A 19,582-nucleotide genomic window follows, 5' to 3' on the forward strand; every position below is an offset into this window, starting at 1 on the left:
GGCAGAAAAAGAATCACAGTCGATTCCCTCGCTTCAAGTCTAAATACTTGAAAAAGCGCCAAAAGATCTGTGCTGAAGTTAGCCCGCAAGGGGAGAGGGCGCAGTCATGAGCACCGCTTGGCCTTTGCACGACCTCGGGCCTGCTCGCAGCACCCTCGTCCACCGCTTATCGGTGCAAAGCTGCCGTCTCTTCCCGCAGGTTGACATCATCCCTGGTCCGCCGATGATGTCCGCCAACAACAAACATCCGGGGAAGACACGCCATGACGCAGCCTGATCTCGTGATCCGCGGCGGAACGATTGCCGATGGCTCGGGCGGCGAGCTGTACGAGGCCGACGTGGCGATCGCGGATGGCCGCATCGTCGCCGTCGGCAAGGTCGCGGCGTCCGGCCGCGAGGAGATCGACGCCAGGGGCAGACTGGTCACGCCCGGCTTCGTCGACGTCCACACCCACTATGACGGCCAGGTGACCTGGAGCCACGACATCTCGCCGTCCTCGCAGAACGGCGTCACCACGGCGATCATGGGCAATTGCGGCGTCGGCTTCGCGCCGTGCCGGCCGGCCGATCATCAGCGGCTGATCCAGTTGATGGAAGGCGTCGAGGATATTCCCGAGCCGGTGCTCGAAGCCGGCATTCCCTGGGAATGGGAAAGCTTTCCCGACTACATGGAGTGGCTGGCCAAGCGTCAGTTCGATCTCGACATCGGCGCCCAGCTGCCGCACGCGGCGCTGCGCGTCTATGTGATGGGCGAGCGTGGTGCGCGCCGCGATCCCGCCACCGCGGACGACAACCGCGCCATGGCCGCGCTGGCGCGCGATGCGGTCAAGGCCGGCGCGCTCGGCTTCTCGACCTCGCGCACGCTCAACCACCGCACCTCGACCGGCGACTACACGCCGACGCTCAAGGCCGGCGAGGACGAGCTGACGACCATCGCGAGCGCCATGCACGGCGCCGGCCGCAGCGTGCTGCAATTCGTGCTCGACATTTCCACCATCCACGAAGATCTGCCGATGATGCTGCGCATCGCCGAGCAGACCAGCTGCCCGATCTCGTTCTCGGTGACGCAGAACGACCGGGCGCCGCAGCGCTGGCGGCAGACGCTGGCCGAGATCAATGCGGCGGCGGCGCGTGGCCTGTCGGTCACGGCGCAGATCGCAGCACGGCCGGTCGGGCTGCTGCTCGGGCTGGAATTGTCGCGTAACCCGCTGCAGACGCATCCGAGCTATCAGGCGATCGCGCATCTGCCGCTCGCCGAGCGCGTCGCGCGGATGCGCGACCCGCAGCTGCGCGCGGCGATCCTGAGCGAGCAGGCCAGCGCGACCGACGATCCGCTGTTCTTCAAGCCGAACTACGACAAGATGTATCTGCTCGGCGATCCGCCCGATTACGAGCAGCCGCCGGAGCAGTCGCTCGGCGCGCAGGCGCGCGCGCGAGGTTGCCGGCCCGAAGAGCTGGCCTATGACGCGATGCTGACGGACGGCGGGCGCGGCATGCTCTACGTCCCGTTCCTCAATTATTCCGACGGCAATCTCGACGCCACCTACGAGATGCTGCGCGATCCGCGCAGCGTGCCCGGCCTCAGCGACGGCGGCGCGCATTGCGGCATCATCTGCGACGCCAGCTTCCCGACCTATCTGCTGACGCACTGGACGCGCGACCGCAAGCGCGGGGACAAGCTCTCCATTCCGTTCGTCGTCGCCGCGCAGTCGCGCAAGACCGCGCTCTCCGTCGGCCTCGACGATCGCGGCCTGATTGCGCCGGGCTACAAGGCGGACGTGAACGTGATCGACTACGATCGCCTCCATCTGCATCCGCCCAAGGTGCATTACGATCTTCCGGTCGGCGGTCGCCGCCTGATGCAGGAGGTCGACGGCTACGAGGCGACGATCGTGTCGGGTGTGGTGACGCGCCGGCACGGCGAGGCCACCGGCGCGCGGCCGGGGCGGCTGGTCAGGGGGGCGCGCGTCGTCTGAGCTGAGCGATCAGCCGGCCACAGCAGCGGCCGTGTCGACAATTCGCGTAAGCTCGGCTTGCGCAGCCGAATACTCGTTGAACCATGGCGGCAGCGAGCGCAGGGCAATCTCGAGCGCCCTGCGGCCTTCGTCCTTGCGGCCGTTCAGCAGGTGCCATTCCCCGACATAGAAATAGGCTTCGGCCTGTTCGGGAGCCGTCGTGGTCGCATGCAGGACCTCCTGCTCCGTCGAACGCGCCATCAGCAAACCGAACACCGGTCCGGTCCACCCCGCCGCCGTCCCGCGCGACGCGAGCGCGGCGAGATCTGGCTTGGCGCGACCGGGCAGCCGGGCGATCGACAGGTAAAGAAACAAGGCCGCATAGGGGTCGAACTGGAGCGCGAGCGACCTTTCCATGTCTGCTGCCGCGGCTTCGAACCTACCGCGACAGAATTGAATATAGCCACGGCCCCGATGCATGACGGGGTCCTTCGGCGCGAGGTCGATCGCTGTCGTGCTTTGGACGATCGCGCGATCCAGATCGCCTTTGATATGATGAAGGAACGCAAGCTCGCCATGAGCCGCGGCGAGCCTGGGATCGAGAGCAAGAGCTCGCGTCTGGTCGTCGACGGCACCGTCAAAGTCGCCAAGGAATTTCCGCGACACGCCGCGGGCGCCGAATGTCTGCGCGTTGGGCTTCAGCTTGAGGACCAGGCCGAAATCATCGATCGAACTTGCGTAGCTTCCCATGCCCTGAAGCGCAACGCCGCGATTGTGGTAAGCGTAATAGTTGCGCGGGTTGAGCTGGATCACCTTGCTGAAGTGGAGGATGGCGCCTGGGAAATCGTCGATCTTCAGGCATCGCGCGCCGCGCCAGAACTGCAGCATATGGGAGAACAGGCGAATCATGCGGGACCTCACGACGAATGCACGCGAGGCCGCCTCCTGATGACCCCGTGCCGCGGTTGTATCACGCAAATTCGGGCGCGACAGCCTGGTGCACCTGCAGGCGGGCGCGTTCGCTGTTCGGCCAGAGTAGCGCCAGACCCAACAGACCGGAGATCCCCATGATCACGGCGTTGATGGTGAACCCGGACATGTAGCCGTCGAGCAGACTGCCCGAGGCCTGGATCATCTTGCCCATCACGACGGGCGCAACGATGCCGGCGAGCGTATACAGCGCACCGTAGATCGCCATGGCCGCGCCGCGCTGGGCGACCGGCGTGAATTCGCCGATCATCGGCGGGCAGACGACGTAGATCGAGCCGCACAATCCCGATCCGACCACGAGCAGCGCGATCTTAGCCGAAGCGCTGTCGACATGCGCCATGCACGCCATCAGGACGCCGCCGATCACCAGCGGCGTTGCGCCGAGCACGCCGCGCGCCATGCGGGTGGACACCCCGCGCGCCATCAGCATTTGCGAGGCAAAGCCGGTGGTCAGCACGACGCACGCGCCGAACACCCAGGGCAGGATCGAGATGAATCCGGCCTGCGCTTGCGAGAAGCCGAGGCCCTTCACCAGGAACGGCGTGAACCAGGTCAGCCCGAGCGACAGCGCCCAATAGGCGCCGAAGGTGGCGGCCACGCAGCCGACGAAGGTGCGGGACGTCAGCAATTGCAGATAGGGCACCCGCTGCTCGCGCAAGTCGGCCGCCTCGAGTTCGGCGAGCGGACCTTCCCGGCCCAGCCACAGCCACGCCGCGCTCCACATCAGACCGACGACGCCGAGCGCGCCGAACGCATAGTGCCAGCCGTGATTCACGATGATCCAGTTCAGTGCCGGCACGGCGAGGATCACACCGAAGGCGGAGCCCTGGGACAGGATCGCCGTCGGCAGCGCCCGCTTCTCGTCGGGGAACCATTTGTAGACGGCGTGAATGGCGACGGACGCGGCCGGCCCTTCGCCCGCACCGAGAATGATGCGGCAGATCAGCAAGGTGGTGAAGCCGACGGTGCCGACCATCGGGAATTGCGCCACCGCCCAGATCAGCGCCAGCACCAGCAGCACCCAGCGCGTCGGCACCTTGTTGACGACGAAGCCGACCACGATCGCCGCGATCGAGAACAGGAAGAAGAAGGAGGAGCCGAGCAGACCGAACTGCTCGGCGCTCAGATTGAGCTCGGTCATGATCGGCACGCCGGCGAGCCCGACCACGATCTTGTCGGCGAAGTTCACCAGCATAAACAGGAACAGCAGGAAGGTGATCTTCCAGGCGCCCTTCGGCGTGGGTGTCGAGCTTGCGCGGGATGTGCCCGTGAGCGTCGTTGGCGCGGCCATCTTCCTTCCCCTCTTTGTTATGATCCGCCCCTGTCGTCCGGGCGTTTCGACGATGCTACCCACGAAGCGGCTCCGCAGGCAACCAGATCGCGAGCTAAGTTGTTGCTGCAACGCGGGAATTCGCCCTTCGAGGCTGCGCAAGGGCGGATCCGCAACCTGCTGACGAGCACGCGGCCGATCACATCACGGCCGCGACGGCGAACGAGCACGTGATGTTCGCGTTGGCCCTTGTTATGTTGTGATGCAACAACCTCGATCATGCTCGTGCTCAACGTCCGTCATCTCACCAAGTCCTATCGATCCGGCGGCGAGCCGATCAACGTCCTGCGTGGCGTGGACCTCGCTGTCGCCTCCGGCGAGCGTGTCGCGCTGACCGGTGAATCCGGCTCGGGCAAGAGCACGCTGCTGCATCTCATCGCCGGGCTCGATGCGGCCGACGGCGGCGAGATCGTGCTCGAGGGAGCATCGGTCGGCGCGCTCGACGATGCCGGCCGCGCGGCAATCCGGCGCGAGCGGCTCGGCCTGGTGTTTCAGCAGTTCAACCTGGTGCCGAGCCTGTCGGTGGCCGACAATCTCAGCTTTCAGGCGCGGCTGGCCGGACGGCATGACCCGGCGTGGCACACCGAGCTGGTCGAGCGACTCGGACTGAAGACATTGCTCAAGCGCTATCCGGAGCAGCTGTCGGGCGGCCAGCAGCAACGCGTCGCGATCGGCCGCGCGCTGGCGATCAAGCCGGCCCTGCTGCTCGCGGACGAGCCGACCGGAAATCTCGACGAGGACACCGCCGACGAGGTGATGGCGCTGACGCGCGACCTCGTCACGCGCACCGGCTGCGGCTTCCTGATGGTAACGCACAGCGCGCGGCTCGCGGCGATGCTCGACCGCCACGTCCATCTGCATGCCGGGCGCGTCGCATGACGCGTGCGCTGTGGATTCTCGCCGTGCTGCTCAGTCACTGGCGGCGGCATCCGATGCAGTTCGCGACCTTGCTGATCGGACTGATCTCGGCCACCGCATTGTGGAGCGGCGTGCAGGCGCTGAACCAGCAGGCGCGCAGCTCCTATGATCGCGCCGCCGCGATCTTCGGCGGCGCGCGCACGCCGATGCTGGTCGCGACCGACGGCAAGATGCTGGCGCAAGGCGTGTTCGCCGAACTGCGCCGCGCCGGCTGGCCGGTGTCGCCGGTGCTGGAAGGCCGCGCACAGATCGATGGCCGCTCGATCCGGCTGCTCGGCATCGAGCCGTTCAGCATCCCCCGCGAGGTCGGCGACGCGCCGATGGTCGGGCGCAGCGAGCTCGAGGCGTTCCTGACGCCGCCGCATCGGACGCTGATCTCGCCGGAGACGCTGGCCGATCTCGGCCTGAAAGAGGGCGCAGCGCCGCGGCTGAGCAACGACGCGCTGTTGCCGCCGCTGATGGCGCAGCAGCAGCTCGCGCCTGGCGTGCTGGTGGTCGACATCGGCGACGCGCAGAGGCTGCTCGGCAGGCCCGGCCAGATCTCGCGCCTGCTGGTCGGCAAGGCGGCGGGGAGACGAGCGCCGTTGCACGAGATCGCAGGCGGCCGGCTGCAACTGGTGCAGCCCGAGGCCGAGACGGATCTGGAGCGGCTGACCGACAGCTTCCATCTCAACCTCACCGCGTTCGGCCTGCTGTCCTTCGTCGTCGGCCTGTTCATCGTCAACTCCGCCATCGGGCTTGCCTTCGAGCAGCGCCTGCCGGTGTTGCGCACCCTGCGCGCCTGCGGCGTGTCGGCGCGCCAGCTCAATGCCGTGCTGATCGGCGAGCTCATCGCCTTCGCCTTGGTGGCAGGCCTCGTCGGGCTGGTGTGCGGCTATGTCATCGCGGCCGCGCTGCTGCCGAACGTGGCCGCGTCGCTGCGCGGCCTGTATGGCGCGCAGGTGCCGGGCGAATTGAGCCTGCAGCCGGAATGGTGGCTCGCCGGCCTCGTGATCAGCATCGCGGGCGCCCTCGCCGCGGCGACGACGAGCCTGATCAAGTCGATGCGGCTGCCGATCCTCGCCACGGCGCAGCCCTACGCCTGGCAGGAGGCGCAGCGGCGCTGGCTGCGGCTGCAGAGCGCCGTCGCGCTTGCCTTCTTCGTTGCGGCGGGACTGCTGCTGTGGCTCGGGCAATCGCTGCTCGCCGGTTTCGGCGTCCTCGCAGCGATGATGCTGGGCGCCGCGCTGCTGCTGCCGGCCATCCTGGAGCTGGTGCTGCGGCTGGGCGAGCGCGGCGCGCGCGCGGCGCTGGCGCAATGGTTCTGGGCGGACAGCCGGCAGCAGATCTCGGGATTGTCGCTGGCGCTCATGGCGCTGCTGCTGGCGCTCGCCGTCAATGTCGGCGTCGCGACCATGGTGGAGACCTTCAACCGCACCTTCCTGGTCTGGCTCGACGGACGGCTCGCTGCCGACATCTACATCAGCGCGGCCGACGAGGCGCAGACACGCGACATCCAGGCCTGGCTGCGGACGCGGCCCGACGCGCAGGCGGTGCTGCCCGGCGGCCGCGCCGAGGCGCAGCTGGCCGGCGCGCCGATCGACGTGCTCGGCCTTCCCGATCACGAGACCTATCGCGACCACTGGCCGCTGCTGCAGGCCGGCGGCGCCGCGTGGACGCAGCTGGTGCGCGGCGATGCCGGCTTCGTCAGCGAGCAGCTGGCGCGGCGGCTCGATCTCGCGGTCGGCGATAGCCTGGATATTGCCGCGCCCACCGGCGACTGGCGCATCACCGTCGCCGGCATCTATGCCGACTACGGCAATCCCAAGGGACAGGTCACCGTCAACGTGGCAGCGCTGACGCGCCGCTTCCCGGCCACGCCCATCACCCGGATGGCGGTGCGCGCGGCGCCCGCCGACGTGGCGGGGCTGATCGCGGCGCTCAACGACAAGTTCGGGCTCGATGGCCGCAACGTCGTTGACCAGGCGACGGTGAAGCAGGAGTCGAAGCAGATCTTCAACCGCACCTTCGCGGTGACCGGGGCGCTCAACACCTTCACGCTCGGTGTCGCCGCGATCGCGCTGCTGACGAGCCTGCTGACGCTGGCCAATTCACGGCTGCCGCAGCTCGCGCCGCTCTGGGCGATCGGACTGACGCGGCGGCGGCTGGCGCAAGTGGAGCTGTTGAAGACGCTGTCGCTGGCCGGGCTCACCGCGCTGCTGGCGCTGCCGCTCGGGCTCGTCGTGGCGTGGTGTCTGATCGCGATCGTCAACGTGAAGGCGTTCGGCTGGCGGCTGCCGTTCGACGTGTTTCCGCTGCAGCTCATCCGGCTGCTCGTCGTCACGCTCGTCGCGGCCCTGATCGCCTCGCTGCTGCCGGTGCTGCGGCTGGCGCGGATGCAGCCGGCACAATTGGTGAGGACCTTCACCATTGAGCGCTAGAACGAGCATGACGCGCCGCGGCCTGATCGGCGGCCTTGGCCTGCTGGCGCTGCCGCGGCTTGCCTATGCGCAGGGTTTTGCGGGCCTCAGCGACAGCGCCGACGGCTTTGCGCCGGTGACCCCGGGCCGGGCGTTTTCCTTCCCGGCCGATCACGGGCCGCATGACGATTTCCGCATCGAATGGTGGTACGTGACCGCCAATCTCAGCGACGCCAGCGGCAAGGCTTACGGCCTGCAATGGACGCTGTTCCGCTCGGCGGCGCGGCCGGGGCCGCAAGGCGAGGGCTTCGACAATCAGCAGCTATGGATGGCGCATGCCGCGGTCACCCGCGCCGACAGCCATCGTTCGACGGAAAAATTTGCGCGCGGCGGCGTCGGGCAGGCCGGCGTCGAGGCCAAGCCATTCCAGGCCTGGATCGACGACTGGCAGCTGCGCGGCACTGACAAGACCGATGGTCAGTCGCTGGCACCGCTCGAGATGACCGCGAGCGCGGCCGACTTTTCCTATGCGCTGCATCTGGAGGCGGACCGTCCGGTGGTGCTGCAGGGCATCGGCGGCTACAGCCGCAAATCGGAGCGCGGCCAGGCGTCCTACTATTACAGCCAGCCGTTCTACCGCGTCCGCGGCCGCATCAGCTTCGACGACAGGCCGCTCGAGGTCACAGGCCAGGCCTGGCTCGACCGCGAATGGAGCAGCCAGCCGCTGGCCTCCGACCAGAGCGGCTGGGACTGGTTCGCGCTGCATTTTTCCGGCGGCGAGAAGCTGATGCTGTACCGGATGCGGCAGGGCAACGGCGACTACACGTCCGGCACCTGGATCACGGCGGACGGCGCTTCGCGCCCGCTTGGGCCCGGCGACATCGCGATGAGACCCACGGACATTGTCGGCATCGGCGAGCGCAAGCTGCCGGTCGGCTGGCGCGTGGAGATCGCCTCGCTCGGCATCGCGATCGACAGCACGCCGCTCAATCCCAACGCCTGGATGGGCACGCGCGTGCCCTATTGGGAGGGACCGATCAGCTTCAAGGGCAGCCACACGGGGGTGGGCTATCTCGAGCTGACGGGATATTGAGAAGCCGTCATCAGGGGGAATTGCGCATGTATCACTTCACCGCACTGGTCACCGTTCTCGCGCTCATGCTGTATTTCTACATCGCGGTCCGCGTCGCGCAGGCGCGCGCCAGGTACGGCGTCAAGGCGCCGGCCGTCACCGGCAACCTCGATTTCGAGCGCACCTATCGGGTGCAGGTGAACACGCTGGAATGGCTGCCGATCTTCCTGCCGGCGCTGTGGCTGTTCGCGGTCTATGTCAGCGACGCGATTGCCGCGCTGATCGGGCTGGTCTGGATCGCCGGCCGCGCGATGTACATGGTGTCCTATGCCAAGGCCGCGGAGAAGCGCGGCCCCGGCTTCGGCGTGCAGGCGCTCGCCGCGTCCACCCTGCTGGTGGGCGCACTGATCGCGATCCTGTGGCGACTCTTGCACGGCTGACCGCTCCGCGCTCCGCCGTCGTCCCGGCCGCCGAGCCGGGACCCATAGCCACCGGCAGGTGTTGGGTGCACAATTGACGCTACGCAGCGTGCCACAAGATGGATCACGCGGTATGGGTCCCGGCGCGAGGCCGGGACGACACCTGTTGTATGGCGCCGTATCGCGCGATCACTTCGTCAGCGGACAGCCGCTCTCCTTGGGCGTGAAGAACGCCTTGTCGCCCGGCACCGTAGCGAGCTGCTTGTAGTAGTCCCACGGCTTCTTCGATTCCGAGGGCTTCTTGACCTCGAACAGATACATGTCGTGGACCATGCGGCCGTTGGCGAGCACCTTGCCTTGCGCGAAAGCGTCGTCGACCGGCAGCTCCTTTAGCTTGGCAGCGACAGCGTCGGAGTCCTTGGTGCCGGCGGCCTTCACCGCCTTCAGATAGGACAGCGTCGCCGAATAGGTGCCGGCGTGGATCATGCTGGGCATGCGCCCGGTGCGCTTCATGAAGCGCTCGCTGAAGGCGCGGGTCTTGTCGTCGTGATCCCAGTAGAACCCCTCGGTCAGCACCAGGCCCTGGGCCGCCTCGAGCCCGAGGCCGTGCACCTCAGACAGGGTCATGAGAAGACCGGCGAGCTTCTGTCCGCCCTTGACGATGCCGAACTCCGCCGCCTGCTTGATCGAGTTGGTGGTGTCGAGGCCGGCATTGGCGAGCCCGATGATCTTGGCCTTCGAGCTCTGCGCCTGCAGCAGGAAGGAGGAGAAATCGGACGAGTTGAGCGGAATGCGCACCGAGCCCAGCACCTTGCCGCCCTTCGATGTCACGATGTCGCTGGTGTCCTTTTCCAGCGCGTAGCCGAAGGCGTAATCGGCGGTCATGAAGAACCAGGTGTCGCCGCCGGATTCCACCAGCGCGCCGCCGGTGCCGACCGCCAGCGCGCGGGTGTCGTAGGCCCAGTGGAAGCCATAGGGCGTGCAGGCATCGCCGGTGATGCGCGAGGTCGCCGCGCCGACGACGATGTCGATCTTCTTCTTTTCCTTCGACAGCTCCTGGATCGCGAGCGCGACCGACGAGGTCGTCAGCTCCGTGATCATGTCGACACCCTCGGTGTCGTACCAGCGCCGCGCGATCGTGGAGGCGAGGTCCGGCTTGTTCTGGTGGTCGGCCGTGACCAGCTCGACCTTCTGTCCCAGCACCTCGCCGCCGAAATCCTCCACCGCCATCTTGGCGGCCTCGACCGAATATTTGCCGCCATAATCGGCATAGACGCCGGACTGGTCGTTGAGGATGCCGATCTTGACCTGTGCCGACGCCGGCGCCGCCGTGAGCAGCGCACCAGCAGCAGCAACAGCCAGCAAGCCCGATTTCATGTGGTCTCTCCCAGAGTTTCTTCGTTGTGACGCGTCATTCGGTTGGAATGCCGGGGTCATGTTATGCCAGAACCCCGGCCGCGCCCATCCCTTCCCGCCTCGGCCAATGGGCTGAGAGGCGTGTTGAGAGCACCGGGTTCCTCCGCTACATTCGCGGTCAAGCAACAAAGAGCCGTCCCGCGGGGACGGCGTGCGTGGCAGGAAGCAGCCTGAGGGCGTGACGCGGCAGCATCCGCGGCGCGTCGTCGTGTCGAGGCGCCATCGTCGGCGCCGCTCCGCCATCGCGCGCCCTGCGGCCGGCGCTCGACGGGGAGGACACATGTACACCGGCAAGCACGCAAGGCTGCGCCCATTGCAGCCCGCCTTCATCATGGCCTCCACCGGCGAGGCCGTGACCTATCGCGAGTTGGAGGCGCGCTCGAACCGGCTGGCGCATCTGTTCCGCCGGCACGGCCTGAAGCGGCTCGACCACTATTCGATCTTCATGGAGAACAACAGCCGCTATCTCGAAGCCTGCGGCGCCGGCGAGCGCTCCGGGCTCTATTTCACCTGCGTGAACTCCTATCTGACGCCGGGCGAGCTCGCCTATATCCTCAACAACAGCCAATCCCGGCTGCTGATCACCTCGGTCGCCAAGCTCGACGTCGCGCGCGAGGCGCTGAAGCAGGCGCCCGGCATCGAGCTCTGCATCGTCGCCGATGGTCCGGGCGAGAACGATCATATCGTCGGCCTCGCCGAGCTGACGGCGGGTCTGCCAGTGACCCCGATCGCCGACGAGAGCGTCGGCACGGCGATGCTGTACTCCTCCGGCACCACGGGCCGGCCGAAGGGCATCCTGCGGCCACTGCCCGAGCAGCCGCCGGTGCAGCAACTGCCGATCTTCGACTTCCTCGAGAAGCTGTGGCGCTATCGCGAGGGCATGATCTATCTGTCGCCGGCGCCGCTCTATCACTCGGCACCGCAGGCCGCCGTCAACCTCACCATCCGGACAGGCGGCACGGCGATCATCATGGAGACGTTCGATCCCGAGCGCTATCTCCAGCTCGTCGAGCAATGGGGTATCACTCACACCCAGCTGGTGCCGACGATGTTCTCGCGCATGCTGAAGCTGCCGGAGGACGTTCGCTCCCGCTACGACCTCTCCTCGCTGGAGGTCGCGATCCATGCCGCCGCGCCTTGCCCGGCACAGGTCAAGGAGGACATGATCAAATGGTGGGGGCCGATCATCCACGAATATTACGGCGCCACCGAAGGGCTCGGCTTCACCGCCTGCGACAGTGAGCAGTGGCTCGCGCATCGCGGCACCGTCGGCAAGGTGCTGTTCGGCGACCTGCACATCCTCGATGAGACCATGCAGCCTTGTCCGACCGGCACCGCCGGCACGGTGTGGTTCAAGACCGGTTCGCCATTCGAGTACTTCAACGATCCCGAGCGCACCAGGGAGGCGCGCTCCGCCGACGGCAGCATGAGCACTGTCGGCGACGTCGGCTACGTCGATGCCGACGGCTATCTCTACCTCACCGACCGCGCCACCTTCATGATCATCTCCGGCGGCGTGAACATCTACCCGCAGGAATGCGAGAACCTGCTGATCACCCATCCCAAGGTCGCCGATGCCGCCGTGTTCGGCGTGCCCAATCCGGATCTCGGCGAGGAGGTGAAGGCCGTGATCCAGCCGATGTCGGGCATCATGCCGGGCCCCGAGCTGGAGGAGGAGCTGATCGCATTCTGCCGCCAGTCGTTGTCACGGCAGAAGGTGCCGCGCTCGATCGACTTCGAGAAGGAGCTGCCGCGGCTGCCGACCGGCAAGCTCTACAAGCGGCTGCTGCGCGATCGCTACTGGGGCAACAAGACCTCGCGCATCGTGTAGGCGCCGGGCGCAGGCGCAAAGCGTTGATCCTGGTCAAGCCCGGGGCGAGCGGCAGAGCTATCCTCTGTCGATTGCGACCGCAGCGATTTCGCGAGACCACGCCATGCGCGCTCATCAAATCATGACACGATCGGTGATCACCGTGACGCCCGGAACTCCAGTGGCCGAGGCGGCGCGGATCATGCTGCGCAACCACATCGGCGGGCTGCCGGTGGTCGACGCCTCCGGTCGGCTCGTCGGCATGGTCACCGACGGCGATTTCCTGCGCCGGGCCGAGCTCGGCACCGAGCGCCGGCAAGGCCGCTGGCTCGACCTCCTGGTGGGCCGCGGCCGCATCGCCGCCGACTTCGTCCATTCCCACGGCCGGACTGTCGGCGACATCATGAGCCGGCCACCAATAACTGTTGGCGCCGATGCCAGCCTGACCGAGATCGCCGGGATCATGGAGAAGCACAACATCAAGCGCCTGCCGGTCGTGAGCGGCGATCGGCTGGCCGGCATGGTGACGCACACGGATTTCGTTCAGACGGTGGCCGATCTGGCGACCGCCGTGCCCGGCCCCACCCCCGACGATGACGGGCTGCGTAGCGCCATCCTCGATTCGCTCGATCAGGCTGCCTGCAAGCATTGCCGCTTCAACGTCGTCGTCCGCAACGGTATCGCGCACCTGACCGGCGCGGTGCGCAACGAGAAGGAGCGGGCCACGGCGATCCTGGCCGCCAAGAGCGTGCAGGGCGTCAGGGACGTCCGCGACCACATGTGGGTCTACCCGCCGCCTGAGGAGGAGTTCGGCGGCGGCGACATCGTCTCGCTGCAGGACCAGCCGTCGACCGACGACGACCAGCCGCTGTGAGGAGTGCAGCATTTGCGCCGTGCCATCGCATTTTCGATGTTGCTGCCGCTGCTGATCGCCGCGCCGGCGGCGGCGGAGGATCTCGCCCACGGGCGCCGGCTCGCTGAGCGCTGGTGCGCCGCCTGCCACATAGTGGCCGCCGAGCCGAGCAAGTTCCGCCGCGCCCGTCCGTTCGTTGCCATTGCAGCCAGGGAGAGCGTGACGAAGGACATGCTGGTCCAGTTCCTCCAGCTTCCCCACGCGACGATGGCGAACAACCCGCTGAGCGCAACCGATGCGGCGGACATTGCTTCCTATATCCTCAGCCTGAGGAAGTAGGTGCGCGGAGCATCGAGCGTCGGATCGGGCCGGGACCTCACCGCCAATTCAGCCGGATCCGTTGGAACAAAACTGTCAGGTTCGCGTTGTGTGTACTCGCCGCCGTGGGCTGGAGCACGTCGCGTGACCACGCATGGTCCGCTGATGGCAGGGCCCCCTGTCCTCGTTGCCGGAAAAACCAACAACAAGCAGCGATCGAGATAGCCCTTGCATTCGTACACAAACAAGTTGGTAATCGGGTGCGCGGCGTCTTCTCTGCCGCCCCGTTAGCAAGGAGCCTGCGACGTGCACGGAATGCCCGGCGCCTCCCCCGCCCTACGCCCGGCCGATGACGACACGGCCTATCTGGCCGCGATCGTCGCGTCCGCGGCCGACGCGATCCTGAGCACGACCCCCGACGGCGTGATCCGCAGCTGGAATGCGGCCTGCGAGCGGATGCTGGGTTTCACCGCAGCCGAAATGATCGGCCGGACGGTCTACGACATCATTCCCCCCGAGCTGGCGGAGGATGAACGCGCCATTCGCGCCCGAGTCAGCCAGGGAGAATCGCTCGAAAGCTTCGAAACGGTCCGGCTGACCAAGCAGGGCCGGCCGATCGAGGTCTCCATCACCTTCTCGCCGATTCGCGGTGCCCAGGATGCGATCATCGGAATCTCGGCCATTATCCGCGACGTCACCGTCACCAAGCAGGCCGAGCGTGGCGCCGCAATGCTCGCCGCCATCGTCGCCTCCTCGTCCGACGGCGTCGTCAGCAAGACGCTGGACGGCACGATCACCAGCTGGAACAAGAGCGCCCAGCGCATCTTCGGCTTTTCTGAAGACGAGATGATCAACCGGTCGATCCGCACCATCATTCCGCCGGAGCGTCAGGTCGAGGAGGACCGGATCCTCGCGACCGTGGTCTCCGGCGAGATCATCGACAATTTCGAGACCGTTCGCCTGCGCAAGGATGGCGCGCTGATCGACGTGTCGGTGACGGTCTCGCCGGTCCGCGATTCCACCGGCCGCATCATCGGCGCCTCCAAGATCGTGCGTGACATCACCGACAAGCGCCAGACGAGGGAGCAGCTGCGCACCCTGCTGGCCGAGGTGAACCACCGCAGCAAGAACCTGCTGTCGCTGGTGCAGGCGATCGCGCGGCAGATGACCAGGCATGGCCGGCAGCTCGACCTCGGCCGCTTCCTGGAGCGCCTGCAGGCGATCGCGAGCAATCAGGATCTGCTGATCCAGAACGACTGGCGCTTCATTCCGCTCGATGGCCTCGTCCGCTCGCAGCTCGGCGCGTTCAGCGACCTGATCGGCGACCGCATCAGGGTCGATGGTCCAGCGATCGAGCTGACGCCCGAGGCGGCGCAGTCCATCGGCATGGCGGTGCACGAGCTCGCCACCAACGCTGCCAAATATGGCGCGCTGTCGAACGACGACGGACGGATCGCCATCCGCTGGACACGCATCGACGACAGCTTCGACATGACCTGGAGCGAACGCGGCGGACCGGAGGTCTCGCCCCCCGAGCACATCGGATTCGGCAGCCGCGTCATCTCCGACATGGTGCGTGCCGGCCTGGATGGAACGGTCGAGATCCAGTTCCTGCCGACCGGACTTTGCTGGCACCTGAGGTGCCCCCTGCAACGTCTCAGCCGCGATCGTACCCATGCACGGCGGTGAACAGACTCACGTCCTGATCGTCGAGGACGATCCGATGATCGGCTTCGATCTCGCGGTCGAGCTGGAGGCCGCAGGCTTCGTCGTCATCGGTGTGGCGCCGACGGTCGACAAGGCGCTGTATCTGTTGGAACGGCACCATTGCGACCTGGCCGTGCTGGACGTCAATCTCGGCCAGGAGACCTCGGCGCCGATCGCCCGCGCCCTCATCGCCGCCGACGTGCCCTTCGTCGCCGTCACCGGCTATTCCGTCGATCAGTGCCCGGAAGAATTCGCCGCCGCACCGCTGCTGTCGAAGCCGTTTCAGACCTCGCGGCTGGTGGCGGCGTTGAAGCGGCAATTGCCGCGGTGAGACACGGGATGATATCGCCGGAGCCGTATCGCACTGCTTCTCGGCAAAAGTTGCCAAACTGATATTGGTAGGAAGCACGCACCTCATCGGCACAGACGCTGCGCTCCCTCTCCCCGTTCTTCACGGGGGAGAGGGTCGGGGTGAGGGGCAGCCGCACGTGAAGTGTATGCGGTAAGACCTGTACCCCCTCACCCGGATTGCATCTGGCGATGCAATCCGACCTCTCCCCGCAAGCGGGGCGAGGTGCACCGAGCGTGCCGCAAGATGTGGGTTTCGCAGTTGTCGCGAAACGGCTGTATCAATTTCGCCGCAGATTCTCCTGCAGCGCTCAGCCCAGCACTGCCCCCGCGATTTCCACCACGATCCGTCCCGTTGTCACCTGGTCGCCCTCGGCGACCTCGATCGCGGCGACCGTCCCGGCAATCCCGGACGTATGAACGTGCTCCATCTTCATCGCTTCGAGCGTCAGCACCGGCTGTCCCGCCGCGACCTCATCGCCCGGCTTGACCAGTACCGCGACCACGCGACCGTTCAACGCCGCGCGGACCTTGCCGTCGCCTCCGGCCGCCGCCGTGGACTGCGGCCGGGCCAGCGTCAGGTCATGGATTTGCAGCGTCTGGCCGCGGTGCTGCACGAACAGCCGATCGCCGTCGCGAGCGAAGCGCGCGCTCTCCAGGATGCCGGCCAGACGAACGCGAACGGTGTCCGCCGCGAGCGAAACAATCTCGCAGCGATGCTCCGCGCCGTCCTGCATCACGCGAAAGGTTCCGTCGCGCTCACGCAGGAGCTCGCACTCCCGGACCTCGCCGCCGATCTCGAAACGGAGCGGCGTTGCAAAGGCTGCCGCCAGCGAGCGGCCGCTGCGGACCGGGTGAGCGAGCGGATGGCTCACGGAAAGCAGCAGAGCGGCGAGCGCCACGGTCGACGATTCGACGCCCGACGCGCGCAACTCGTCGCGATGCGCGGCGATGAAGGCGGTGGTCGCCTTGCCGGCAGCGAAGGCCGGATGGCGCAGACAGGACGTGAGGAAAGACCGGTTGGTCGTCACACCCAGCGCGATGGCCTGCTCCAGTCCGGCGATCAGCCTTGCGCGGGACTCCTCGCGGGTCCTGCCATGGCTGATCAGCTTGGCGATCATCGAATCGTAGTCAGGCGGAATCTCTGCGCCGGATTCCAGCGCATGCTCGACACGGAGCGCTTCCGGCATCTGCCACAGCGCCATTCGTCCCGATTGCGGCATGAAATCGTGGTCGGCATCCTCGGAGCACAGTCGGACTTCGATGGCATGCCCGACGAAGCAGATCTCCTCCTGGCGCAGCGGCAGCGGCTCGCCGGCAGCGACGCGCAATTGCCACTCGACGAGGTCGAGACCGGTGAGCGCCTCGGTCACGGGATGCTCGACCTGCAGCCTGGTGTTCATCTCCATGAAGTAGAACTGGCCGTCGCCGTCGAGCAGGAACTCCAGCGTGCCGGCACCTTCGTAGCCGAGCGCCTTGATCGCCTGAACCGCCACCGCGCCCATGCGCGCGCGCAGCTCCGGACCAACCGCCGGTGACGGCGCCTCCTCGATCAGCTTTTGATGTCGCCGCTGCACCGAGCAGTCGCGCTCGCCGAGATGAACGGCGTTGCCATGGCTGTCGCCGAACACCTGAATCTCGATGTGACGCGGGTTGGCGATCGCCTTCTCCAGGATGACGGTGCCGTCGCCGAACGCCGCAGCGGCCTCCGAGCGCGCACTGCGCAGCAGATCCGGAAACGCCTCCGCATCGCGCACGAGCCGCATGCCGCGGCCACCGCCGCCGGCGACCGCCTTGATCATCACGGGAAAGCCGATGCGCCGGGCCTCGCACAGCATCGCCTCGTCACCCTGGTCCTCGCCCTGATAGCCGGGCACGCAGGGCACGCCGGCGCATTGCATGATCGTCTTGGCGCCGGCCTTGTTGCCCATCGCCTGGATCGCCTCGGGCGATGGTCCGACGAAGACGAGACCGGCCTCCTTGCAGGCCTGCGCGAAATCCTCGTTCTCGGCGAGAAAGCCGTAACCGGGATGCACGGCATCCGCGCCCGTGGCCTTGGCTGCGGCAATGATTGCCGGGATGTTCAGATAGGACTGGGCTGGCGGCGGCGCGCCGATGCGGACGGCCTGATCGGCGAGTCGGACATGCGGCGCGTCAGCGTCGGCGTCGGAATAGACCGCCACCACGCCATGACCCAGCCGGCGCGCCGTGCGCATGACGCGCAACGCGATCTCGCCGCGGTTGGCGATCAGCACCTTGTGGAACGGCCTGCGCGACATCGTCTGCTCCCCGCTCATGGCCGGGCCACCGAGAATTGCATGCGCTGCGGCTCGCGCGCTTCCGCCTCGCGGCAGATCGCCAGCACCTCCGAGAGCACGGCCCGGGTGTCGCGCGGATCGATCACGCCGTCGTCGAGCACGCGCGCCGACGTCGCGAACACGTCCATCTGGCTGTCGAACACGCCGATGATCTGCGCCTTCATGGCCTCCAGCTTCTCCCGCTCCACCGGCTTGCCGCGGCGCGCGGCGGCAGCTTCCGTCACGATCGCCATCGTCTCGGCCGCCTGCTCGCCGCCCATCACGGCCGTCTTGGCATTGGGCCATGAGAAGCAGAAGCGCGGATGGAAGCCGCGGCCGCACATGCCGTAATTGCCGGCGCCGAACGATGCTCCGCAGTAGATCGTGATCTGCGGCACGGTCGCCGAGGTCACGGCCTGGATCATCTTGGAGCCGTGCTTGATCATGCCGGCCTCTTCGTAAGCGCGGCCGACCATGTAGCCGGTGGTGTTGTTGAGATACAGGATCGGCGTGCGGCTCTGGCAGCAGGCCTGGATGAAGTGCGTCGCCTTGTTGGCCCCGGCCGGATCGAGCGGGCCGTTGTTGGTGACGATGCCGATCGCCTGGCCTTCGATGCGGGCATGGCCGCACACCGTCGCGGGGCCGTAGTTCGGCGACATCTCGACGAAGTCGCTGTCGTCGACGATGCGGGCGATGATCTGGCGCATGTCGACGGGGCGCTTGTGGTCGAGCGGCATGATGCCGAGCAGCTCCTCCTGGCCGTAGCGCGGCGGCTTTGCCGTTGACGCGTCGTGCGACGGCCGGTTCCAATTCAGCTTGCCCATGATCTCGCGCGCAATGCGCAAGCCATCGCGATCGTCCTCGGCGAGGTAGTCGCCAAGTCCGGAGATCGAAGTGTGCATCTCGGCGCCGCCGAGCTCCTCCTCGGTCGCGATCTCGCCGGTCGCGGCCTTGAGCAGCGGCGGTCCGGCCAGGAACGCGCGGGTCCGGCCGCGCACCATGACGATGTAGTCGGACAGGCCGGTCTGATAGGCGCCGCCTGCGGTCGAGGAGCCGTGCGTCACGGTGACGACCGGGAGGCCCGCCGCGGACAACCGCGCCAGATTGCGGAAGATGTTGCCGCCGCGGACGAAATCCTCGACGCGATAGCGCAGGAGATTGGCACCGGCGCTCTCGACCAGCTGTACGTAAGGCAGCCTGTTCTCCAACGCCAGTTCCTGCACGCGCAGGGTCTTGTCCAGGCCATAGGGCTGCAGCGCGCCGGCATCGATGGCCGCATCGTTCGCCGAGACCATGCAGCGCACGCCCGCGACGAAGCCGATGCCGGCGATGACGCCGCCGCCCGGCACGCTCTTGGCCGCATCGGGCGTGTCGAACATGTAGCCTGCGAGGGTCGACAGCTCCAGGAACGGCGCGCCGGGATCGAGCACCAGCGCTACGCGCTCGCGCGGCAGCAGCTGGCCGCGCTGGTGGAAGCGATCCTTGGCGGCCGCCGAGGCATTGCGCGTCCGCGCCTCGAGATCGCGCATCCGCGCGATCAGACCCAGCATGCCGTCACGGTTGGCCTGGAAGGCGGCGCCGGTGGGAGAGATGGTGTTGTCGATGATGGCCACGACCGGATTCTCTTTTTGGGCGTCATTCCGGGGCGCGACGCAGTCGCGAGCCCGGAATCCATAACCACGATCGGGAGTATGGATTCCGGGCTCGCGCTCCGCGCGCCCCGGAATGACGGAAAAGGTGATGGAGATGG

The 19,582-nt window shown here is 67.1% G+C and carries 15 protein-coding genes; 10 read left to right on the plus strand and 5 right to left on the minus strand.

The genetic code is table 11. From position 1 onward, the window contains the following. The first annotated feature begins 263 nt into the window (after nucleotides 1–263). Nucleotides 264–1,976 (plus strand): N-acyl-D-amino-acid deacylase family protein, encoded by a 1,713-nt coding sequence (locus QX108_RS16350; protein ID WP_315780595.1) that lies wholly within the window; start codon nucleotides 264–266, stop codon nucleotides 1,974–1,976. 9 nt (nucleotides 1,977–1,985) lie between these two features. On the opposite strand, the gene QX108_RS16355 is transcribed toward QX108_RS16350, so the two are convergent. Both QX108_RS16355 and QX108_RS16360 read right to left on the minus strand, forming a co-directional pair. Continuing rightward, nucleotides 1,986–2,864, minus strand: a complete 879-nt coding sequence (locus QX108_RS16355; protein WP_315780597.1) for a tetratricopeptide repeat protein — start codon at nucleotides 2,862–2,864, stop codon at nucleotides 1,986–1,988. Nucleotides 2,865–2,925: 61 nt separating this feature from the next. After that, nucleotides 2,926–4,236: an MFS transporter gene (locus QX108_RS16360; protein WP_315722614.1), complete on the minus strand. Its 1,311-nt coding sequence runs from the start codon at nucleotides 4,234–4,236 to the stop codon at nucleotides 2,926–2,928. Nucleotides 4,237–4,494: 258 nt separating this feature from the next. Here QX108_RS16360 and QX108_RS16365 point away from each other — a divergent pair, with 258 nt between their 5' ends. From QX108_RS16365 to QX108_RS16380, 4 genes are read left to right on the plus strand one after another with little or no spacing between them, the layout of a single operon-like run. Beyond that, a complete protein-coding gene (locus tag QX108_RS16365) occupies nucleotides 4,495–5,154 on the plus strand; it encodes an ABC transporter ATP-binding protein (RefSeq protein WP_315722616.1) in 660 nt (219 codons plus the stop codon). Next, the gene (locus tag QX108_RS16370; protein ID WP_315780600.1) at nucleotides 5,151–7,613 is read left to right on the plus strand and encodes an ABC transporter permease; all 2,463 of its coding nucleotides are present in this window, start codon (nucleotides 5,151–5,153) and stop codon (nucleotides 7,611–7,613) included. Before QX108_RS16365 ends, QX108_RS16370 begins: the two co-directional genes overlap by 4 nt. Beyond that, complete coding sequence (locus tag QX108_RS16375; protein WP_315780602.1) at nucleotides 7,603–8,685, plus strand: lipocalin-like domain-containing protein; 1,083 nt, start codon at nucleotides 7,603–7,605, stop codon at nucleotides 8,683–8,685. Before QX108_RS16370 ends, QX108_RS16375 begins: the two co-directional genes overlap by 11 nt. 26 nt (nucleotides 8,686–8,711) lie before the next feature. Next, on the plus strand, nucleotides 8,712–9,104 hold the full coding sequence (locus tag QX108_RS16380; protein ID WP_315722622.1) for an MAPEG family protein: 393 nt from the start codon (nucleotides 8,712–8,714) through the stop codon (nucleotides 9,102–9,104). A gap of 168 nt (nucleotides 9,105–9,272) precedes the next feature. On the opposite strand, the gene QX108_RS16385 is transcribed toward QX108_RS16380, so the two are convergent. Beyond that, a complete protein-coding gene (locus QX108_RS16385) occupies nucleotides 9,273–10,460 on the minus strand; it encodes an ABC transporter substrate-binding protein (protein ID WP_315780604.1) in 1,188 nt (395 codons plus the stop codon). A 319-nt stretch (nucleotides 10,461–10,779) separates the two neighbouring features. Here QX108_RS16385 and QX108_RS16390 point away from each other — a divergent pair, with 319 nt between their 5' ends. From QX108_RS16390 to QX108_RS16410, 5 genes are all read left to right on the plus strand, one after another. After that, the gene (locus QX108_RS16390) at nucleotides 10,780–12,330 is read left to right on the plus strand and encodes an AMP-binding protein (RefSeq protein WP_315722627.1); all 1,551 of its coding nucleotides are present in this window, start codon (nucleotides 10,780–10,782) and stop codon (nucleotides 12,328–12,330) included. Nucleotides 12,331–12,433: 103 nt separating this feature from the next. Next, entirely contained in the window at nucleotides 12,434–13,183 is a 750-nt protein-coding gene (locus tag QX108_RS16395) for a CBS domain-containing protein (RefSeq protein ID WP_315722629.1), read from the plus strand. A gap of 12 nt (nucleotides 13,184–13,195) precedes the next feature. Next, the gene (locus tag QX108_RS16400; protein ID WP_315722631.1) at nucleotides 13,196–13,501 is read left to right on the plus strand and encodes a cytochrome c; all 306 of its coding nucleotides are present in this window, start codon (nucleotides 13,196–13,198) and stop codon (nucleotides 13,499–13,501) included. A gap of 285 nt (nucleotides 13,502–13,786) precedes the next feature. After that, nucleotides 13,787–15,169 carry a PAS domain S-box protein gene (locus QX108_RS16405; protein WP_315780607.1) on the plus strand — a complete coding sequence of 461 codons (1,383 nt, stop codon included), beginning with the start codon at nucleotides 13,787–13,789 and terminating at the stop codon, nucleotides 15,167–15,169. Continuing rightward, nucleotides 15,156–15,518, plus strand: coding sequence for a response regulator (locus QX108_RS16410; protein WP_315722635.1), 363 nt, complete (start codon nucleotides 15,156–15,158; stop codon nucleotides 15,516–15,518). Before QX108_RS16405 ends, QX108_RS16410 begins: the two co-directional genes overlap by 14 nt. A 328-nt stretch (nucleotides 15,519–15,846) precedes the next feature. On the opposite strand, the gene QX108_RS16415 is transcribed toward QX108_RS16410, so the two are convergent. After that, nucleotides 15,847–17,814, minus strand: a complete 1,968-nt coding sequence (locus QX108_RS16415; RefSeq protein ID WP_315780610.1) for an acetyl-CoA carboxylase biotin carboxylase subunit — start codon at nucleotides 17,812–17,814, stop codon at nucleotides 15,847–15,849. A 14-nt stretch (nucleotides 17,815–17,828) separates the two neighbouring features. Beyond that, complete coding sequence (locus QX108_RS16420) at nucleotides 17,829–19,445, minus strand: acyl-CoA carboxylase subunit beta (RefSeq protein ID WP_315780612.1); 1,617 nt, start codon at nucleotides 19,443–19,445, stop codon at nucleotides 17,829–17,831. Between the last annotated feature and the right edge of the window lie 137 nt (nucleotides 19,446–19,582).

Origin of the sequence: Bradyrhizobium sp. SZCCHNR1002, from assembly GCF_032381435.1 — a bacterium.
GTDB classification, from domain to species: domain Bacteria; phylum Pseudomonadota; class Alphaproteobacteria; order Rhizobiales; family Xanthobacteraceae; genus Bradyrhizobium; species Bradyrhizobium aeschynomenes.

Coding starts and splice junctions, on each gene's coding strand:
- QX108_RS16350 (WP_315780595.1), top strand. CDS start 264: ATGACGCAGCCTGATCTCGTGATCCGCGGCGGAACGATTGCCGATGGC.
- QX108_RS16355 (WP_315780597.1), bottom strand. CDS start 2,864: ATGATTCGCCTGTTCTCCCATATGCTGCAGTTCTGGCGCGGCGCGCGA.
- QX108_RS16360 (WP_315722614.1), bottom strand. CDS start 4,236: ATGGCCGCGCCAACGACGCTCACGGGCACATCCCGCGCAAGCTCGACA.
- QX108_RS16365 (WP_315722616.1), top strand. CDS start 4,495: ATGCTCGTGCTCAACGTCCGTCATCTCACCAAGTCCTATCGATCCGGC.
- QX108_RS16370 (WP_315780600.1), top strand. CDS start 5,151: ATGACGCGTGCGCTGTGGATTCTCGCCGTGCTGCTCAGTCACTGGCGG.
- QX108_RS16380 (WP_315722622.1), top strand. CDS start 8,712: ATGTATCACTTCACCGCACTGGTCACCGTTCTCGCGCTCATGCTGTAT.
- QX108_RS16385 (WP_315780604.1), bottom strand. CDS start 10,460: ATGAAATCGGGCTTGCTGGCTGTTGCTGCTGCTGGTGCGCTGCTCACG.
- QX108_RS16390 (WP_315722627.1), top strand. CDS start 10,780: ATGTACACCGGCAAGCACGCAAGGCTGCGCCCATTGCAGCCCGCCTTC.
- QX108_RS16395 (WP_315722629.1), top strand. CDS start 12,434: ATGCGCGCTCATCAAATCATGACACGATCGGTGATCACCGTGACGCCC.
- QX108_RS16410 (WP_315722635.1), top strand. CDS start 15,156: ATGCACGGCGGTGAACAGACTCACGTCCTGATCGTCGAGGACGATCCG.
- QX108_RS16415 (WP_315780610.1), bottom strand. CDS start 17,814: ATGTCGCGCAGGCCGTTCCACAAGGTGCTGATCGCCAACCGCGGCGAG.